Raw genomic sequence first — 14,838 nt, 5'->3', positions numbered from 1 at the left:
TCTCTGGCGCGTCAGACCGCCGGCAGCACCGTGCCGATGCAGGGGCCGAAGCCGATGGCCACCGCGCCGGGCGCTTCACAGCGGCCGCTGATCTGCACCGCATCGCCATCCTGCAGGAAGACGCGCTGCTCGCCGTTGGCCAGCGTCAGCGGCTGCTTGCCGCCCAGGCTCAGCTCCAGCAGCGAGCCGCCCTGCCCCGCCTCGGGACCGCTCTGGGTGCCGGTGCCCAGCATGTCGCCGGGCTGCAGGTTGCAGCCGCCGGCGCTGTGGTGCGCCAGCATCTGCGCCACCGTCCAGTAGGCGTGGCTGAAGTTGCCGCGCGACACCCGCTCGAAGCCCTGGCCAGCGGCGCGCATCTGCGCCGTCTGCAGCAGCACGTCCAGCACCACCTGCACGCTGCCGCAGCGGCGGTTGAAGTCCGAGTCCAGGTAGGGCAGCGGCTGCGGGTCGTCGGCCGGGCGGGTGAACGGGGCCCGGAACGGCGCCAGCGCCTCCTGGGTGACGATCCACGGCGAGATGGTGCTGGCGAAGTTCTTCGACAGGAAGGGGCCCAGCGGCTGGTACTCCCAGGCCTGCACGTCGCGCGCCGACCAGTCGTTGAGCAGGCCCATGCCGAACCAGTCGGCCTCGGCCTGGTCCATGGTCATCGGCTGACCCAGCGGGTTGCCGGCGCCGACGAAGACGGCCATCTCCAGCTCGTAGTCCAGGCGCTTGCAGGGGCCGTACTCGGGCACGGCCGCATCGGGCGCCTTGAACTGGCCCTTGGGCCGCGGAAACTGCTGGCCGCTGGGGCGGATCGAGGACACGCGGCCGTGGTAGCCGATCGGCACCCACTTGTAGTTGGGCAGCAGCGGGTTGTCGGGGCGGAACAGCCTGCCCACCGTGGTGGCATGGTGGACGCTGGTGTAGAAGTCGGTGTAGTCGCCGATCTGGCAGGGCAGCGCCATCTCGGCGGCGGATTGCGCCACCAGGCACGGCGCCAGCGCGGCCTGCTGCGCACTGCCCTCGCGCAGCGCGGCGCTCAGCGCGGCACGCAGGCCCTTGCGGGCCGCTGGGCCTTGCGCCATGAAGGCGTTCAGGTCGCCCGCCGCCAGGGGCGCCAGCCAGGCCTGGGCCTCGGCGCTCCAGCCGCCCGCGGCCAGTGCCTGCTGCAGGTCCAGGATCTCGTCGCCGATCGCCACGCCCACGCGCAGCGGTTCGCTGCTGCCGGCACGTCGGAAACGCCCGAAGGGCAGGTTCTGGATCGGGAAGTCGGTGCCCGGCTGCTTGGCCGAGGGCACCCAGCTCTTCAGCGTGGGGGCGTGGGTGGCGTCCAGCATGGCGTTCAACCTTCCAGCGCCTTCCACATCTCGATGTCGCGCTCGGCGGTCCAGATGCGCGGGTCGGGGTACTGCGTGGCCTCGTCATAGGCACGGGTCACGTCGAAGGGCATGCAGTGGTTGAAGATCACCCAGTGGCCGTACTTGGGCTGCAGCGCCTTGAAGGTCTCTTCATAGACGTCGCGCAGCGGCTTGCCGGCGGCAGCACCCGCCTTGACGCTGGCGAAGAGTTCGGTGACGAAGGCCTCGGTGCCTTGCAGGCCGGCCTGCACCTGCTCCGGCGTGGCCAGCGCAGCGCCGCGGCCGGGCACCAGCTTCTCGGGCTGGAGTGCGGCGATGTTGCGCAGGGTCTGCGGCCAGTCCTGGAAGTAGGCGTCGCCGGCGTAGGGGGTGGCGTCGAACTCGACCAGGTCGCCCGAGAACAGCACCTTCTCCTGCGGCAGCCAGGCCACGGTGTCGCCCTTGGTGTGGCCGCGGCCCAGCTGCAGCAGTTGCACTTCCAGCTTGCCCAGCCAGACGGTCATCTTGCCGGTGAAGGTCATGGTGGGCCAGGTCAGACCCGGGGGCACGCTCTCGACGTTCTGGAACAGGCGCGGGAAGCGGCCGATCTCGCTGGCCTTGTCCTGCTCGCCGCGCTGCACGATCAGGTCGTAGGTGTCCTGGCTGGCGATGATCTGCTCGCCGCCTTCGGCCATGTAGGCGCTGGCGCCCAGCACGCGCACCGCGTGGTAGTGGCTCATCAGCACGTACTTGATGGGCTTGTCGGTGACCGTGCGGATGCGGCGGATCACGTCCTGCGCCATCACCGGCGTGGCCTGGGTGTCGATGACCATCACCGCGTCGTCGCCGATGATGATGCCGGTGTTGGGGTCGCCCTCGGCGGTGTAGGCCCAGGCGTGCTCGGACAGCTGGACGAAGCTGACCTGCTTTTCTTCCAGGTCGGCGTGCGAGGCGAAGGTCTTGGTGCTCATGGCGGTGTTCCTGTGGCGGCGGCGCGAAAACGGCGGAGCCCGGCCTGCGGGTTCCACCCCTTGATCTTAGTTTGGTTGTTCGATAATGTCTAATCGATTTGTTTCAGTATAAACCCGAGCCGATGAGCCTGCACGACACCGCTGACGACGCCGAACCCCGCGGACCGCGTGGCATCCAGAGCATCGAGGTGGGCGGCCAGCTGCTGTTGGCCCTGGCCCACCACGGCCGCCCGCTGCCGCTGAAGGACCTGGCCCGCGAGGCCGGCATGGTGCCGGCCAAGGCCCACCCCTACCTGGTGAGCTTCCAGAAGGTGGGCCTGGTGGCGCAGGACGCCGGCAGCGGCCACTACGGCCTGGGCCCGCTGGCGCTGCAGATGGGCCTGATCGGTCTGCAGCAGTACGACCCGCTGCGCCTGGCCACGCCGCTGATCGAGGAACTGGCCGAGGCGCTGGGCCTGACGGTGGCGCTGGCGATGTGGGGCAACCGCGGACCGACCATCGTGCGCGTGGCCGAGGCCGCCACGCCGGTGCATGTGACGATGCGCCATGGCACCGTGATGAGCCTGCGCGACACCGCATCCGGCCGGCTGTTCGCGGCCCTGCTGCCGCCCGAGCGGCTGCGCGAGGCGCTGGGCGCGGGCCTGGACGAGCTGGCGACCGATGCGCCCTTCCAGCAAGCGCTGTCAGAGATCCGCGCCGGCCAGCCGGCGCGCGCCGAGGGCGACGCGGTGCCCGGCATCCACGCGCTGGCAGTGCCGGTCTTTGACAGCCTGGGGCGGCTGGTGCTGGGCCTGACCGTGGTCGGCCCGGGCGCCGCGATCGACCTGGGACCCCAGGGCGCCGTGGCCCGCCGCATGCAGCAAGCGGCCCAAGCCCTGTCCCAGCAACTGGGCTGGCGCGGCAGCGCCTGAGATGGACCCGATTGCGCGCGTTCTTCCCTGGATCGTGTGAGGGTCCCTGCCAGGACACTGAGGAGGTCTTGACCCCATCCCGACTCTCGAAGGACAACCGCGCATGAAAACCCGCACGCTGCTGCTTCTCTCGTTCGGTGCGCTCGCAGTCCTGGTGCTGATCACGGCCCTGCTGGGGTTGAACACCGCCGCCAGCTCGAACGACGCCTTCGACCGCTATGTCCACGGGCCGGCCCAACGCATGGCCATGGCCAACAAGGTGCTGGAGGCCACCAACGCTCGCGCGCTGGCGGCCCGGAACCTGTTGATCACCACGGACCCGCAGCGCCTGGCGGCCGAAAAAGCCGCTGTGGCCAAGGCGCACAGCGAGGTCCAGACCCAATTGGCCGAGCTGCACAAGCGCGCCGCCCAGGCCGCTGACCCGAAGGTCAAGCAACTGGTCGACGCCATCGTGACCATCGAAGCCAAGTACGGCCCGGTGGCGCTGGACATCGTGGCCAAGGCCACAAATGGCGAGCGCGATGCCGCCATCGCCAAGATGAACGCGGAATGCCAACCCCTGCTGGCGGCCCTGATCGCCGCGGGTGACGACTACCTGGCCTATGGCGCACAGCGCGGTGATCAGGACACCGAACAGGCCCGGGACAGCTACGCCACCGCCCGCGCCATCCTGCTGGCCGCCCTCCTGCTCGCCGTGGCCACGGCCATTGGCCTGGGTCTGTACATCCCGCGCAAGCTGATGCGCGCACTGGGCGCCGAACCCGACGAGCTGGGCAACGCTGCGCGCAAGATCGCCCAGGGTGACCTGGGCCCGATCGCCGGTGCGGCGCAGGCGCCGGCCAACAGCGTGCTGGCCTCGATGGCGGCGATGCGCGACAGCCTGGCGACGATCGTCTCCCAGGTGCGTGCCGGCAGCGACAGCGTGGCCACCGCCAGCAGCCAGATCGCCCAGGGCAACCAGGACCTCTCCGGCCGCACCGAACAACAGGCCAGCGCGCTGCAACAGACCGCTTCGTCGATGGAAGAACTGGGCAGCACGGTCCGGCAGAACGCCGACAGCGCCCAGCAGGCCAATCAGCTGGCGCGCGCCGCCGCAGGCGTTGCGCAACAGGGTGGCACCGTCGTTGGCGAGGTGGTCACGACGATGCAGAACATCAGCGACTCCAGCCGCAAGATCGGCGACATCATCGGTGTCATTGACGGCATTGCTTTCCAGACCAACATCCTGGCGCTGAACGCCGCCGTCGAGGCGGCGCGCGCGGGCGAGCAGGGCCGCGGCTTCGCGGTGGTGGCCGGCGAGGTGCGCAACCTGGCTCAGCGCAGCGCCGAGGCCGCCAAGGAAATCAAGGCCCTGATCACGCGCAACGTCGAGCAGGTGGAACAGGGCACGACGCTGGTCGGCCAGGCGGGCGAGACGATGGAGCAGATCGTCGGCTCCATCCAGCGGGTCAGCGACATCGTCAGCGAGATCAGCTCGGCCTCGGTGGAACAGAGCACCGGCATTCAGCAGGTCAGTGATGCCGTCGGCCAGATGGACCAGGCCACCCAGCAAAACGCTGCCCTGGTCGAAGAAAGTGCCGCCGCAGCCGAGAGCCTGAGAACCCAGGCCGGTCAGCTGGTGCAGGCGGTCTCGGTCTTCAAGCTCTGATGACGCCGGGGCCCGCGCCGGCCAGCGTGCCCCTCAGTCGCGGCGGGCTCAGGCGCTCTGCGTGCCCTTGGCCAGCCGGCGCTCGATCAGCGCGCGCATGTTGCCCAGCGAGACCTGGTGCGTCATCAGCACGGCCGCCAGGCCACCTCGGTGCAGCTCCAGCACCTCGGCGTCGCCCAGCGCGGCCATCTTCTCCTCGTCAACAGCGAGGAAGCCATCCACCACCAGCGGCTGGCCGTTGGGCAGCGTGGCGTCAAAGCGCTTTTCCTGCAGCAGGCCCAGCTCCAGCAGGCGCTCGCCGGCCTGGCGGGTGCGCTCGATCTCGCCCTCGACGCGCTCGACGAATTCGCGCACGGTGTTCATGTAGGGCGTGGGCTCGCCCTGGTCGTCGAACAGGCGCTCGCCCTCGGTCTCGGAAAAGCCCTTCCAGCTGCGGTCCATGGCCACCGCCCACTGGTCAGGCTGGGTGCGGGCCATCGTGAACGGGTAGGCGCGCAGCACCGCCGGCACGTAGCGCGCGGTCCAGCGTTCGCTGCCGTCGTGGGTGGTTTCCATCATCAGGTTCTCGCCCGGGCTCAGGCCCATCACCGCCACCGCGGCGACCTGCTGCTTGCCGTCCAGTTCGCCCGCGCGCAGGAACAGGATCGGGTACTCCTTGCAGGCATCGCCGAACTCGGCCACGGTCAGAAACATCGAGTTCAGCTGCTTGGCGACCACCAGGTTGTTGAGGTCGTTGCGCAGGCGCAGCTGGCGATGCAGGTTGCGGTCCAGCAACTGGGGTTGCTTGTGCAGGTCGGAATTGATCATGGCTCTTGTCTCTCGTCCTCAGGGTCGTGCAGGCGGCTGGCCAGCACCTTGTCCACCCGCTTGCCGTCGAGGTCGACCACCTCGAAGCGCCAGCCGCTCCACTCGACGACGTCGGCGGTGCGGGGCAGGCGCCCGAGCAGCAGCATGACCATGCCAGCCAGGGTGTTGTAGCGCCCGCGGTCTTCCTCGGGCAATTCCTTGATGGCCAGGCGGTCCTTCAGCTCGGGCACCGGAATCAGGCCGTCAACCAGCCAGCTGCCGTCCTCACGCTGGACCGCCCAGGCGTCTTCATCTGTGGACGTGCCGAACTCGCCGGTGATGGCCTCCAGCACATCGCGCACGGTGATCACACCCTGCACCGCACCGTACTCGTCCACCACGAACACCAGCTCGGCACCACTGGTCTTGAAGTGCTCAAGCAACTCCATGCCCGACAGGGTTTCGGGCACGAAGACCGGCGGCGCCAGGTGGTCGCTCAAGGCACCCAGGCGGCCCTCGGCCAGCGGACGCAGCAGACTGTGTGCGGCCACCACACCGATCACGTCGTCCAGGCCGCCGCGGCACACAGGGTAGCGCGAGTGCTCGGCCTCGGTGACGATGCGCAGCACATCGCTCACCGGGGCGTCGGCGTCGATCCAGTCGATCTCGGCGCGCGGGATCATCATCGAGCCGATCTGCCGGTCGTCCAGGCGGAACACGTTGCGCACCATCTGGTGCTCCTGGGCCTCGATCACGCCGGCGTCCAGGCCCTCTTCCAGCTGCGCCGCAATCTCTTCCTCGGTGACGCTGCGGCTGGGGCCGCCGCGGATGCCGATCAGGCGCAGCACCGCCTCGGTGGTGACTGACAGCAGCGCCACCAGCGGCCGGGTGGCTGAGGACAGCCACTGCATGGCCGGTGCCACCAGGCGGGCCACGGTCTCGGGGTACATCTGACCCAGGCGCTTGGGCACCAGCTCGCCAAAGATGATGCTCAGGATGGTGATGATCACCACCACCAGCGCCGTGGCAGTGACGGCCGACGGCTTGTCGCCCAGGCTGAAGGTGGCACGCAGCCACTCGGCCAGCGGTCCGGAGAAGGCCGCCTCGCCGACGATGCCGTTGAGCACGCCGATCGAGGTGATGCCGATCTGCACCGTGGACAGGAAGCGCGTGGGGTTGTCGTGCAGCGTGATCGCCGCCTGCGCGCCGCTCTCGCCCGACTCCAGCATCACCTGCAGGCGCGCCTTGCGGCTGGCCGACAAGGCCATCTCCGACATCGCGAACACGCCGTTGATCAGGATCAGCAGGACAAGAAGTGCAACGTCCATGGAACGCGGCGTACCGCCCGAGGCGCCGCCGCTGAAAGAAAAAGGACCCGCGAGCGTAGCAGAATCCGCGCCATGCACTACCTGATCGGCGACCTGCAGGGCTGCCACGACGCCTTCGAGCAGTTGTTGGCCGAGATCGGCTTCAGCCCCTCGCGCGACCACCTGCACGTGCTGGGTGACCTGGTCAACCGCGGCCCCGACTCGCTGGGCGTGCTGCGCCGCCTGCGCGGCTTAGGCGCCAGCGCCACCTGCCTGCTGGGCAACCACGACCTGCACCTGCTGGCGGTGGCCGCAGGTGTGCGCCGGCCGCACCGCAAGGACACGCTGGGCGCCCTGCTGGCCAATGACGAGCGCGACGCCTGGCTGGACTGGCTGCGCCAGTGCCGCCTGGCCGACAGCGCCTGCGGCTGGCTGTGCGTGCATGCCGGCGTGCTGCCGCAGTGGAACCGCGACCGCACACTGGCCCTGGCGCGCGAAGTGGAGGCCATGATCCGTGGCCCGCAGTTCCCTGACTTCCTGCAGGTGATGTACGGCAACGAGCCACCGCGCTGGGACGACACGCTGGGCGGCTTCGACCGCTGGCGCTTCATCGTCAACGTGCTCACGCGCATCCGCTTTTGCAGCGCTGACGGCCTGCTGGAGTTCGACACCAAGGACAGTGCCGAGCAAGCGCCAGCAGGCTTCGCCCCGTGGTTCAGCCACGCTGACCGCGCCAGCGCGGGCGAGCCGATCGCCTTCGGCCACTGGTCGACGCTGGGCCTGATCAACCGCCCCGACCTGCTGGCGCTGGACACCGGCTGCATCTGGGGCGGCGCGCTGAGCGCGGCACGGGTAGATGGCGGCCGGCGCGAGGTGGTGCAGGTGCGCTGCCACCAGGCCCAGGCACCCGGCTGAGGGCGGCCCGGCGCGACCTCAAGTTGGTACGGCAATGGCCGATATCCGATCGAACTGCCTCCGGCGGTGCCAACGCCTTCGCCCGTGTTTCCTGACCTGCCCGGCCCCCCGCTCGACACACGCACGCTGCTGTTTGCCACGGCGATGGTGAGCTTCGTGATGGCGGCCTTCACCGCCAGCGTGGCCCGCTCGATGCCCGAGCAGGCCAGAGGGCTGCGCCTGTGGACACTGGCCAACAGTGCCGCCGGTGTGGCCTTTCTGCTGTACTTCCTGCGCGGCCACATTCCTTTTGGCCTGTCCTTTGTCGGCGCCAACGTGGCCGTCACGGCCGTCCCGGCGCTGTTTCTGCATGCCCAGGCCCGCCTGCTGGGCGCGACGCCACGGCGGCGCCTGAGCCGCTGGGCCGTGGGCCTGGCCGCGCTGAGCGTGCTGCCTGCGCTGATCGACCCGCACCTGGGCTGGCTGGGCGCGGTGGTGGTGTCCAGCGCCATCGCCACCCTTGCAGCCGCCATCGCCCACCTGATGTGGACGGACCCGCAGGCCCGCACGCTGGCCTCCTCGCGCTTCGTCGGGCTGGCCGCTGCCTTTGCGGCCGCGGCCGTGGCCTGGCGGGCCGGCAGCAGCGCCTGGCGGGCCGTGCAGGGCATGAGCTTCGACATCCACGCCACTGCGCCCGCGCACACGATTTCGCTGCTGCTGGGTGGCCTGTTCCTGGTGGCCGCGTCGGTGAGCTTCATGTCCACCGTGCACGAACTCAGCCGCCGCGCGATCTCCGAGCGCGCCCGCCGCGACGGCCTGACCGGCGTGCTCACCCGCACCGCCTTCTACGACGAGGCCCGCCAGCGCCTGGCCGCCCAGCCCGACCTGCGCTATGCAGTCGCGATGATCGACGTCGACCACTTCAAGCGCATCAACGACGGCCATGGCCACGCCGCTGGCGACCAGGCCATCGTGCACCTGGCCCGTGAGGTCAGCACCAACGCGCGCGTGGGCGACCTGGTCGGCCGCTATGGCGGCGAGGAATTCATCGTTCTGCTCGACGGCGCTGACCTGGGCGCCGCTCACCGCTTCGGCCAGCGCCTGGTGGAGTCGGTGCGCCAGAGCGCGGTGCGCCTGCCCAATGGCCTGTCACTGAGTTGCACCGTCTCCGCCGGCGTGGCCGAAGGCCTGCCCGCGCGCGCGGCCGGCAGCCTGGACCTGGAGCAGACCATCGCTCTGGCCGACGCCGCCCTGTATGTGGCCAAGGCGCAGGGCCGCGACAGGGTCAGCAGTGCGCTGGACAACAATGGGCTTCACAGCGCATCCGCCTGATGCACGGCAAGCCACCACACGGCTGTCGGCTGGCTGGACCCGTCGGCGTGTTCTGTCACAGGCTGCCAGTCGGGGGTTCACTGCGATCGAGCTGATCACGGTTGTCGTCATCCTGGGCCTGTTGGCCGCCACGGCCCTGCCCCGCTTCCTGAACCTGGCCAGGGACGCTCGGCGCGCATCCCTGGAGGGATTGGTCGCGACCCTTCAATCAGCCGCACAGCAGGGCCGCGCCCGTTGCGCCATGTCGCCCACCTGCAGCCTGGCCCAACCGGCGTGGAACCTGCCGCACTACACCGAGCAGGGGGTGACGATCTGGACACACCGAGGCTGGCCGACGCCGATGGGAAGGATCTGGGTCGACGACTGGAACGGCTCCGTCGACAACCTGATCACTCGCCCAGCGGACTACGACCGCATGCCGCACCAGCCCGGCACCTGGGCCGGTGTTTATCAGCTGACGTCCGCACCCACGCCGGCTCATTGCAAAGTCACCTACCAGCTCGACAGCGCGAGTGACAGCCTGACCATCTTGATCGATGACTCGGGCTGCTGACAGCAGGCGCCGGTCCGCCACAGTGCCCACCGTTGTGCATGGATAATGATGTCGTCTGGTAGACGTGAACGCAGGCAAAACCGCCGACGCGCTGATAATGCGGTGCCCTGGGAGACGTGGCCGAGTGGCTTAAGGCAGCGGTCTTGCTCTGGGGCCGCGCCAGCGGTCCCAGCGCCGAAGTTCATGTCGCCCAGCGACGTGAACGCAGGCAAAACCGCCGACGCGCTGATAATGCGGTGCCCTGGGAGACGTGGCCGAGTGGCTTAAGGCAGCGGTCTTGAAAACCGCCGAGGGAGGAATCCCTCCGTGAGTTCGAATCTCACCGTCTCCGCCAGCCTGGCCGTTCAGGCCAGCTTGAACTGCTGCACCCGCTGGGCCATGCGCCGCGCCTGATCGGCCAACGAAGAGGCGGCCGCTGCGGTCTGCTCCACCAGCGCCGCGTTTTGCTGGGTGGCCGAGTCCATGTCCTGGACCGCGGTGGTGGTCTGGCGCACGCCACTGGCCTGCTCGCCAGCGCCGCGAGCGATCTGGCCCAGCAGCTCATTGATGCGCCGGGACTCCTGCATGATCTGCTCGATGGCCTGGCCGGACTGTGTGACCTTCTCCGAGCCCTTGCTGACCTGCTCGCTGCTGTCGATGACGAGCAGCTTGACCTCGCGCGCTGCTTCAGCGGCGCGCTGGGCCAGGCGGCGCACCTCGGTGGCCACCACGGCGAAACCGCGGCCGGCCTCGCCGGCCCGGTTGGCCTCGACGGCGGCATTGAGGGCTAGGATGCTGGTCTGGAAGGCGATGCCATCGATCGATCCGATGATGTCGCTGATGCGGGCCGAGGATTGCTGGATCTGGTCCATGGTGTCGATCATCGAGCCCACCACCTGATAGCCCTTCTGGGCGGAATGGGCGTTGCGCTCAGCCAGGGCCGAGGCCTCGCGCGCGGTCAACGCGGTGTGTTGCACGGTGGCTGCGATCTGCTCCATGGCCGAGGCCGACTCCTGCAGGCTGGCCGCCGACCGCTCGGTCCGTGCCGACAGGTCCTGCGAGCCGGAGGAGATCTCGGCGCTGGCCTCGACGATGCTGTCCGCGGCCGACCGCACCTGCGAGACGATCTCGCGCAGGCTGGACTGCATCTGCAGCAGCGTGTTCATCAGTTGGGCAGCCTCGTCGGCGCCCCAGGGATTGGGGCGGGTGGTCAGGTCGCCGTCGCGCATCGCGTTGATGTGGAAGGCCACCTCGCGCAAGCCGCCGTCCAGCACCTTGCGAAACGCCGTGAACAGGTACACCACCATCAGCAGCGACACGCCCATCAGAGCGGCGGTGGCATTGCGGGCCCGCTCGCTGGCAAGGACGCGCACCGCCAGCAGCCGCCCGAGCTCGTCCACCGCGCGCTGGCGCAGTTCGCGGCTGGCACTGAGTGCGGCGCCTGCGGCCGCCCGGAAATCACCGGCGCCACTGGCGCTGGCCTGCGGCCCGATCTGCCCGTCCACGATGCGGGCGATCTGCTCAACACTGGCCAGCAGGCCGGCGCCGTCGTCGCCCAGGCTGAGTTGCGGGTTGTAGGCGCGCGCCTTGGCCAGGTCGGCGCGCACACCGGCCGCTTGGCTGCGCAGATCGGCCAGCCGTTCGATCAGCAGGCGTTGCTCAGCCGGGCTGCGGCCGTCCGGCGGCATCGGTCGGGCCAGCACGGCCATCAGTTGCACGATGCTGTCACTCATCGGCGCGGCGCGGAACATCGACACGTTCATCAGGTAGTAGGTGTCGATGTCAGGATCCAGGGTCAGGTTGGACCCGTCGGTGGCCTGACCGATCAGCGCGATGGCGGCCGACACGGCACCCTCCACAGCGGTCGGATCCCCGGGGCGGATGCTGCGCACCGCACTGGCGAGGCTGTCGAACGCCGCACCCGTCCCCAGTGCCGCCGAATGGTCCCGCTCCTTCGCCTGCAGGGCCGAGAGCGCGCGGTCGCTGTCATCGGTGGCCTGTGCCTCGCCGGTCTGGCGCTGCTGCAGGGCGTCCACCAAGGCCAGGGTGCTGCGGGCGTACTCCAGACCGATCTGCTCCTTGGCCGAGAAGGCGATGCTCGCTGCCTTGTCGCCAAAGTAGTTGTAAGCCAGCACGATGATCGGCACGACAAACGCGCTGGAGATCACCAGCGCCTTGGCGCGAAAACCCAGGCGGCGGAACAGGCGCACCCCCGGCGCCCAGACACCGTGGTACTTGAAGAAATCGGCGAGGCCTGTGGGGGACTGAACGGAAGAGTTCATGGGCGTACCGGAGGTGGCGGCCTGCCGATGCGGACGGCGGCACGTGGGTGGTGATTGCGAGAGCTTGAACAGCTCCGGGACGCATCTTGCTGGGCAGGCTCCCGGCGGAGTCGGGGGACTGAACGGTCAAAAGGCCTGCATTTCCGGCCAGTCAACGGTAACGGCCAAGCCGCCTGGCGTGGGCGGTGCCGTTCTTCAGGGTCGGCTGAACCGGGCCGGACCGGGTGGGTCTCAGCGCCCCGACGCGGCGCCGTCCCCACGCCAGCTGACCTGCATCAGCCGGAACTGCTCGGGCACCGGCAGACCGGCGATCTCGTTCTCGAGCATGCGCAGCTGCAGCAGGCGCCGCCGCGTGCCCGGATGCGTAGGTGAATCGCCCAGCACACCCTGGCGCAGCAGCAGGCCCACGGCGTCCTCGACCCCCAGCTCCAGGGGCCGCGCCAGGCGGTAGCCCCAGGCGTCGGCCTCGAATTCATGGCGCCAGCTGAGTGCGCTGCCCTCGTGTCCCAGCACGCCGGCCACCGGGTCGGTCAACTCGCGCCGCACGGCCGCCGGCACATGCTGGTGGTACAGGCCGGCCAACGCTTCCCAGTGACCCAGCGCCTGGTGGCCCAGTTCGTGGGCCAGCATCAGCAGGCGCTCGCGCTCAGGCAGTTCGCCTACGGCGGTGCTGGCCGCCACCACGCGGCGGCCAAACAGGCTCTCGGCGTACAGGTCGCCCCCCACCAACTGCAGCTCCACATCGGCCAGTTCGGGGGCCAAGGCCTTCAGCCGCTCAAAACTGGTGCGCAGGTTCTGCACCGACTCGGGGGATGGGTTCAGCGCGGGGCCACGGTCAGCCAGGCGCTGGGCCTGCGAGCGCAACAGCACCTGCTCGATCGTCTCCTCGGCCTGGGCCCAGGCTGTGGTCAGGCCAAGCACCGCGGCCAGCAGGACGGGCAGGAACGGACGGGGCATGGGGAACCTCCTGGGAAGCAGTCGGCAGCGGACCCGGCATCTTGACCGCTGGGCCAAGACCCTGTTCGCATCAAGTGTGCCAACCCTTGGGGCGGCCCGCCGCCCTCAGGCGATGCAGGTGCGGTTCTTGCCGGTGCGCTTGGCCTCGTAGAGGGCCTCGTCGGCGCGCTCCAGCGCGGCCTCCAGCGCCTCGCCGGGCCGGTAGGCGGTGACGCCGGCCGAAAAGGTGACAAACACCTCCTGGCCGTCATGCATGAACAGGCTGGCGCTGAGCTCGCGCTGCAGGCGGGTCAGCACGCGGCAGGCCTCATCCACCGCGGTGCCGGGCAGCAGCACGACGAATTCCTCGCCACCGAAGCGCGCCACGCCGTCCACCGGACGCAAAGAGGATCGCACATGCTGCGCCAGCGCCACCAGGGCCTGGTCGCCGGCGGCGTGCCCCAGGCTGTCGTTGAGGCGCTTGAAGTTGTCGATGTCGAGCAGGCCGACCGCCAGCTCGCCGCCGTCGCGCTGCTGGCGCGACTGCTCCTGCTCGAACTGCGCCACCAGACCACGGCGGTTGGCCACCTGGGTGAGCTGGTCGGTGGCCACCTCGTCGGACAGGCGGCGCAGCTCCTGTTCCAGCTCGCGCACCTTGGACTCCAGCAGGCTGGCGCGCGCGTGCTCATCGTGCAGCCGGCCACGCGTGCTGCTGACCAGCGCATGGACGCTGCGGCTTTCGTCGACCATCTCGCGCACCACGCCAGCCAGGCTCTCCAGCGAATCGGCCTGCTCAATCGTCTGGGCGTAGCGCAGCATGCCGTCCTGGAAACGGCCGGTGTGCTCGTCGAGTTCACCCAGCTCGGACAGCATGCGCTGGATCAGGTCCTTGAGCGCCTGGCGGGCCTGGTCGCGCTCGCCACGCAGGCTGCGCTGGCGCTCGCGGGTGAGCGCCAGCAGGCCGCTGGCCGCCTGCACCGCGCGGGCGCTGGGGGCCTCGTCCAGGGTCAGCTGCAGGTGCTGCAACTGGCCTTGGACCCAGCTGTCGTCCTCGGCCAGTTCGGCCAGGCCGCCGGCCAGCTCGCGGCTGAGCCGGTGCACCTGATCCAGCAGGTGGTGGCGGTGGGCCAGCAGGCGGCGGGCGCGCGCGCAGGCCTCGCCGATCTCGGCAGCCAGTGCCGGGCTGGCGCCTTCGGCGGCGATGCGGTCGGCCAGGGCGGCCAGTTCGTCGGCCAGCGCGCGGGCCCGCGGTGAATCGTCGGGCAGGGCCACCAGCAGCGCGCCATGCAAAGGCTCGACCAGGCGCGGCCAGTGGTCAGGCTCGGGCGTCAGCTGGGCGGGGCCGGGGTGGCCTGCGGGGCCGGAAGCGCTGTCGGCCGCAGGCGGCTCATCGGCCGGCGGCCGCTCGGTGGCAGGGCTCTCGTCGCCGGCCTCGGCGGGCAGGGGCTCGTCGCCGTCCCAGGCACCCACCAGTTGGCTCAGGCGGTGCAGCAGGCGGGCGCTGTCGCTGCTGGAGGAGTCCAGCACGCGCTGCAGGCTGTCCTTCTTGCGCGCGAGGGTCCAGTGGCGGCCGCCACGTTCCAGGCCGCGCGCCAGTCGCTCGACCAGTTGCGCCCAGGCACGCGCCTGGGCCAAGGCACCGTCGCCCTGGCGGTCGAGCAGGCGCGCCGCCTCATCCCACTGCGAGCGGCCCAGCGCGCGGCCCAGCTCGCTGCGTGCCGCCGCATCGTCACAGGCGCGGGCGGCCAGGCGTTCCATCAGGCTGCGGGCGCGCGGCGGCAGCGTGCCGGTGGCCTCGCCGGACTCCTCGGCCCAGGCCTTGGCGTAGTTCTCGGGTGTGGGCTCCAGCTTGGCCAGGGCCAGGCGGCGCAGCGCAGCCTTGGCGATCTGGGCTGGGGTCAGGGGCTCGGCAGCGGCCAT

The 14,838-nt window shown here is 70.0% G+C and carries 12 protein-coding genes and 1 tRNA gene; 6 read left to right on the top strand and 7 right to left on the bottom strand.

Annotated elements, in window-relative coordinates; all coding sequences use genetic code 11:
* Positions 1-11: 11 nt before the first annotated feature.
* Both fahA and KAK06_RS06240 read right to left on the bottom strand, forming a co-directional pair.
* Positions 12-1,319, bottom strand: coding sequence for a fumarylacetoacetase (gene fahA, locus KAK06_RS06245; protein ID WP_210801056.1), 1,308 nt, complete (start codon positions 1,317-1,319; stop codon positions 12-14).
* A 5-nt stretch (positions 1,320-1,324) separates the two neighbouring features.
* On the bottom strand, positions 1,325-2,290 hold the full coding sequence (locus tag KAK06_RS06240) for an MBL fold metallo-hydrolase (protein WP_210801055.1): 966 nt from the start codon (positions 2,288-2,290) through the stop codon (positions 1,325-1,327).
* A gap of 122 nt (positions 2,291-2,412) precedes the next feature.
* Between KAK06_RS06240 and KAK06_RS06235 the strand changes: the two genes are divergently transcribed.
* Positions 2,413-3,201 (top strand): IclR family transcriptional regulator, encoded by a 789-nt coding sequence (locus KAK06_RS06235; protein ID WP_210801054.1) that lies wholly within the window; start codon positions 2,413-2,415, stop codon positions 3,199-3,201.
* A 103-nt stretch (positions 3,202-3,304) separates the two neighbouring features.
* On the top strand, positions 3,305-4,849 hold the full coding sequence (locus tag KAK06_RS06230; protein ID WP_210801053.1) for a methyl-accepting chemotaxis protein: 1,545 nt from the start codon (positions 3,305-3,307) through the stop codon (positions 4,847-4,849).
* A 48-nt stretch (positions 4,850-4,897) separates the two neighbouring features.
* Here KAK06_RS06230 and KAK06_RS06225 read toward each other — a convergent pair whose 3' ends face one another.
* Together KAK06_RS06225 and KAK06_RS06220 are read right to left on the bottom strand one after the other, a co-directional pair.
* Entirely contained in the window at positions 4,898-5,656 is a 759-nt protein-coding gene (locus tag KAK06_RS06225) for a SapC family protein (protein ID WP_210801052.1), read from the bottom strand.
* Positions 5,653-6,963 (bottom strand): hemolysin family protein, encoded by a 1,311-nt coding sequence (locus tag KAK06_RS06220; protein ID WP_210801051.1) that lies wholly within the window; start codon positions 6,961-6,963, stop codon positions 5,653-5,655. The genes KAK06_RS06225 and KAK06_RS06220 overlap by 4 nt, the downstream gene beginning before the upstream one ends.
* 72 nt (positions 6,964-7,035) lie before the next feature.
* Here KAK06_RS06220 and KAK06_RS06215 point away from each other — a divergent pair, with 72 nt between their 5' ends.
* The 4 genes from KAK06_RS06215 (at position 7,036) to KAK06_RS06200 (ending at position 10,055) form a co-directional block, all read left to right on the top strand.
* Entirely contained in the window at positions 7,036-7,857 is an 822-nt protein-coding gene (locus tag KAK06_RS06215; protein ID WP_210801050.1) for a symmetrical bis(5'-nucleosyl)-tetraphosphatase, read from the top strand.
* A gap of 84 nt (positions 7,858-7,941) precedes the next feature.
* A complete protein-coding gene (locus KAK06_RS24515; protein WP_210801049.1) occupies positions 7,942-9,168 on the top strand; it encodes a GGDEF domain-containing protein in 1,227 nt (408 codons plus the stop codon).
* Positions 9,143-9,721, top strand: coding sequence for a type II secretion system protein (locus tag KAK06_RS24510; RefSeq protein WP_210801048.1), 579 nt, complete (start codon positions 9,143-9,145; stop codon positions 9,719-9,721). The genes KAK06_RS24515 and KAK06_RS24510 overlap by 26 nt, the downstream gene beginning before the upstream one ends.
* A gap of 244 nt (positions 9,722-9,965) precedes the next feature.
* Positions 9,966-10,055, top strand: a tRNA-Ser gene (locus tag KAK06_RS06200).
* Between the two features lie 10 nt (positions 10,056-10,065).
* On the opposite strand, the gene KAK06_RS06195 is transcribed toward KAK06_RS06200, so the two are convergent.
* The 3 genes from KAK06_RS06195 to KAK06_RS06185 form a co-directional block, all read right to left on the bottom strand.
* The gene (locus KAK06_RS06195) at positions 10,066-11,982 is read right to left on the bottom strand and encodes a methyl-accepting chemotaxis protein (RefSeq protein ID WP_210801047.1); all 1,917 of its coding nucleotides are present in this window, start codon (positions 11,980-11,982) and stop codon (positions 10,066-10,068) included.
* A 231-nt stretch (positions 11,983-12,213) separates the two neighbouring features.
* Complete coding sequence (locus KAK06_RS06190) at positions 12,214-12,939, bottom strand: M48 family metalloprotease (RefSeq protein ID WP_210801046.1); 726 nt, start codon at positions 12,937-12,939, stop codon at positions 12,214-12,216.
* A gap of 105 nt (positions 12,940-13,044) precedes the next feature.
* A complete protein-coding gene (locus KAK06_RS06185) occupies positions 13,045-14,838 on the bottom strand; it encodes a GGDEF domain-containing protein (RefSeq protein ID WP_210801045.1) in 1,794 nt (597 codons plus the stop codon).

This window comes from Ideonella aquatica (genome assembly GCF_018069755.1).
In the GTDB taxonomy this organism is placed as follows: Bacteria; Pseudomonadota; Gammaproteobacteria; order Burkholderiales; family Burkholderiaceae_C; genus Ideonella; species Ideonella aquatica.
Note: the sequence above shows the minus strand (reverse complement) of the source record. Positions and strands in the feature narration are given on the sequence as shown.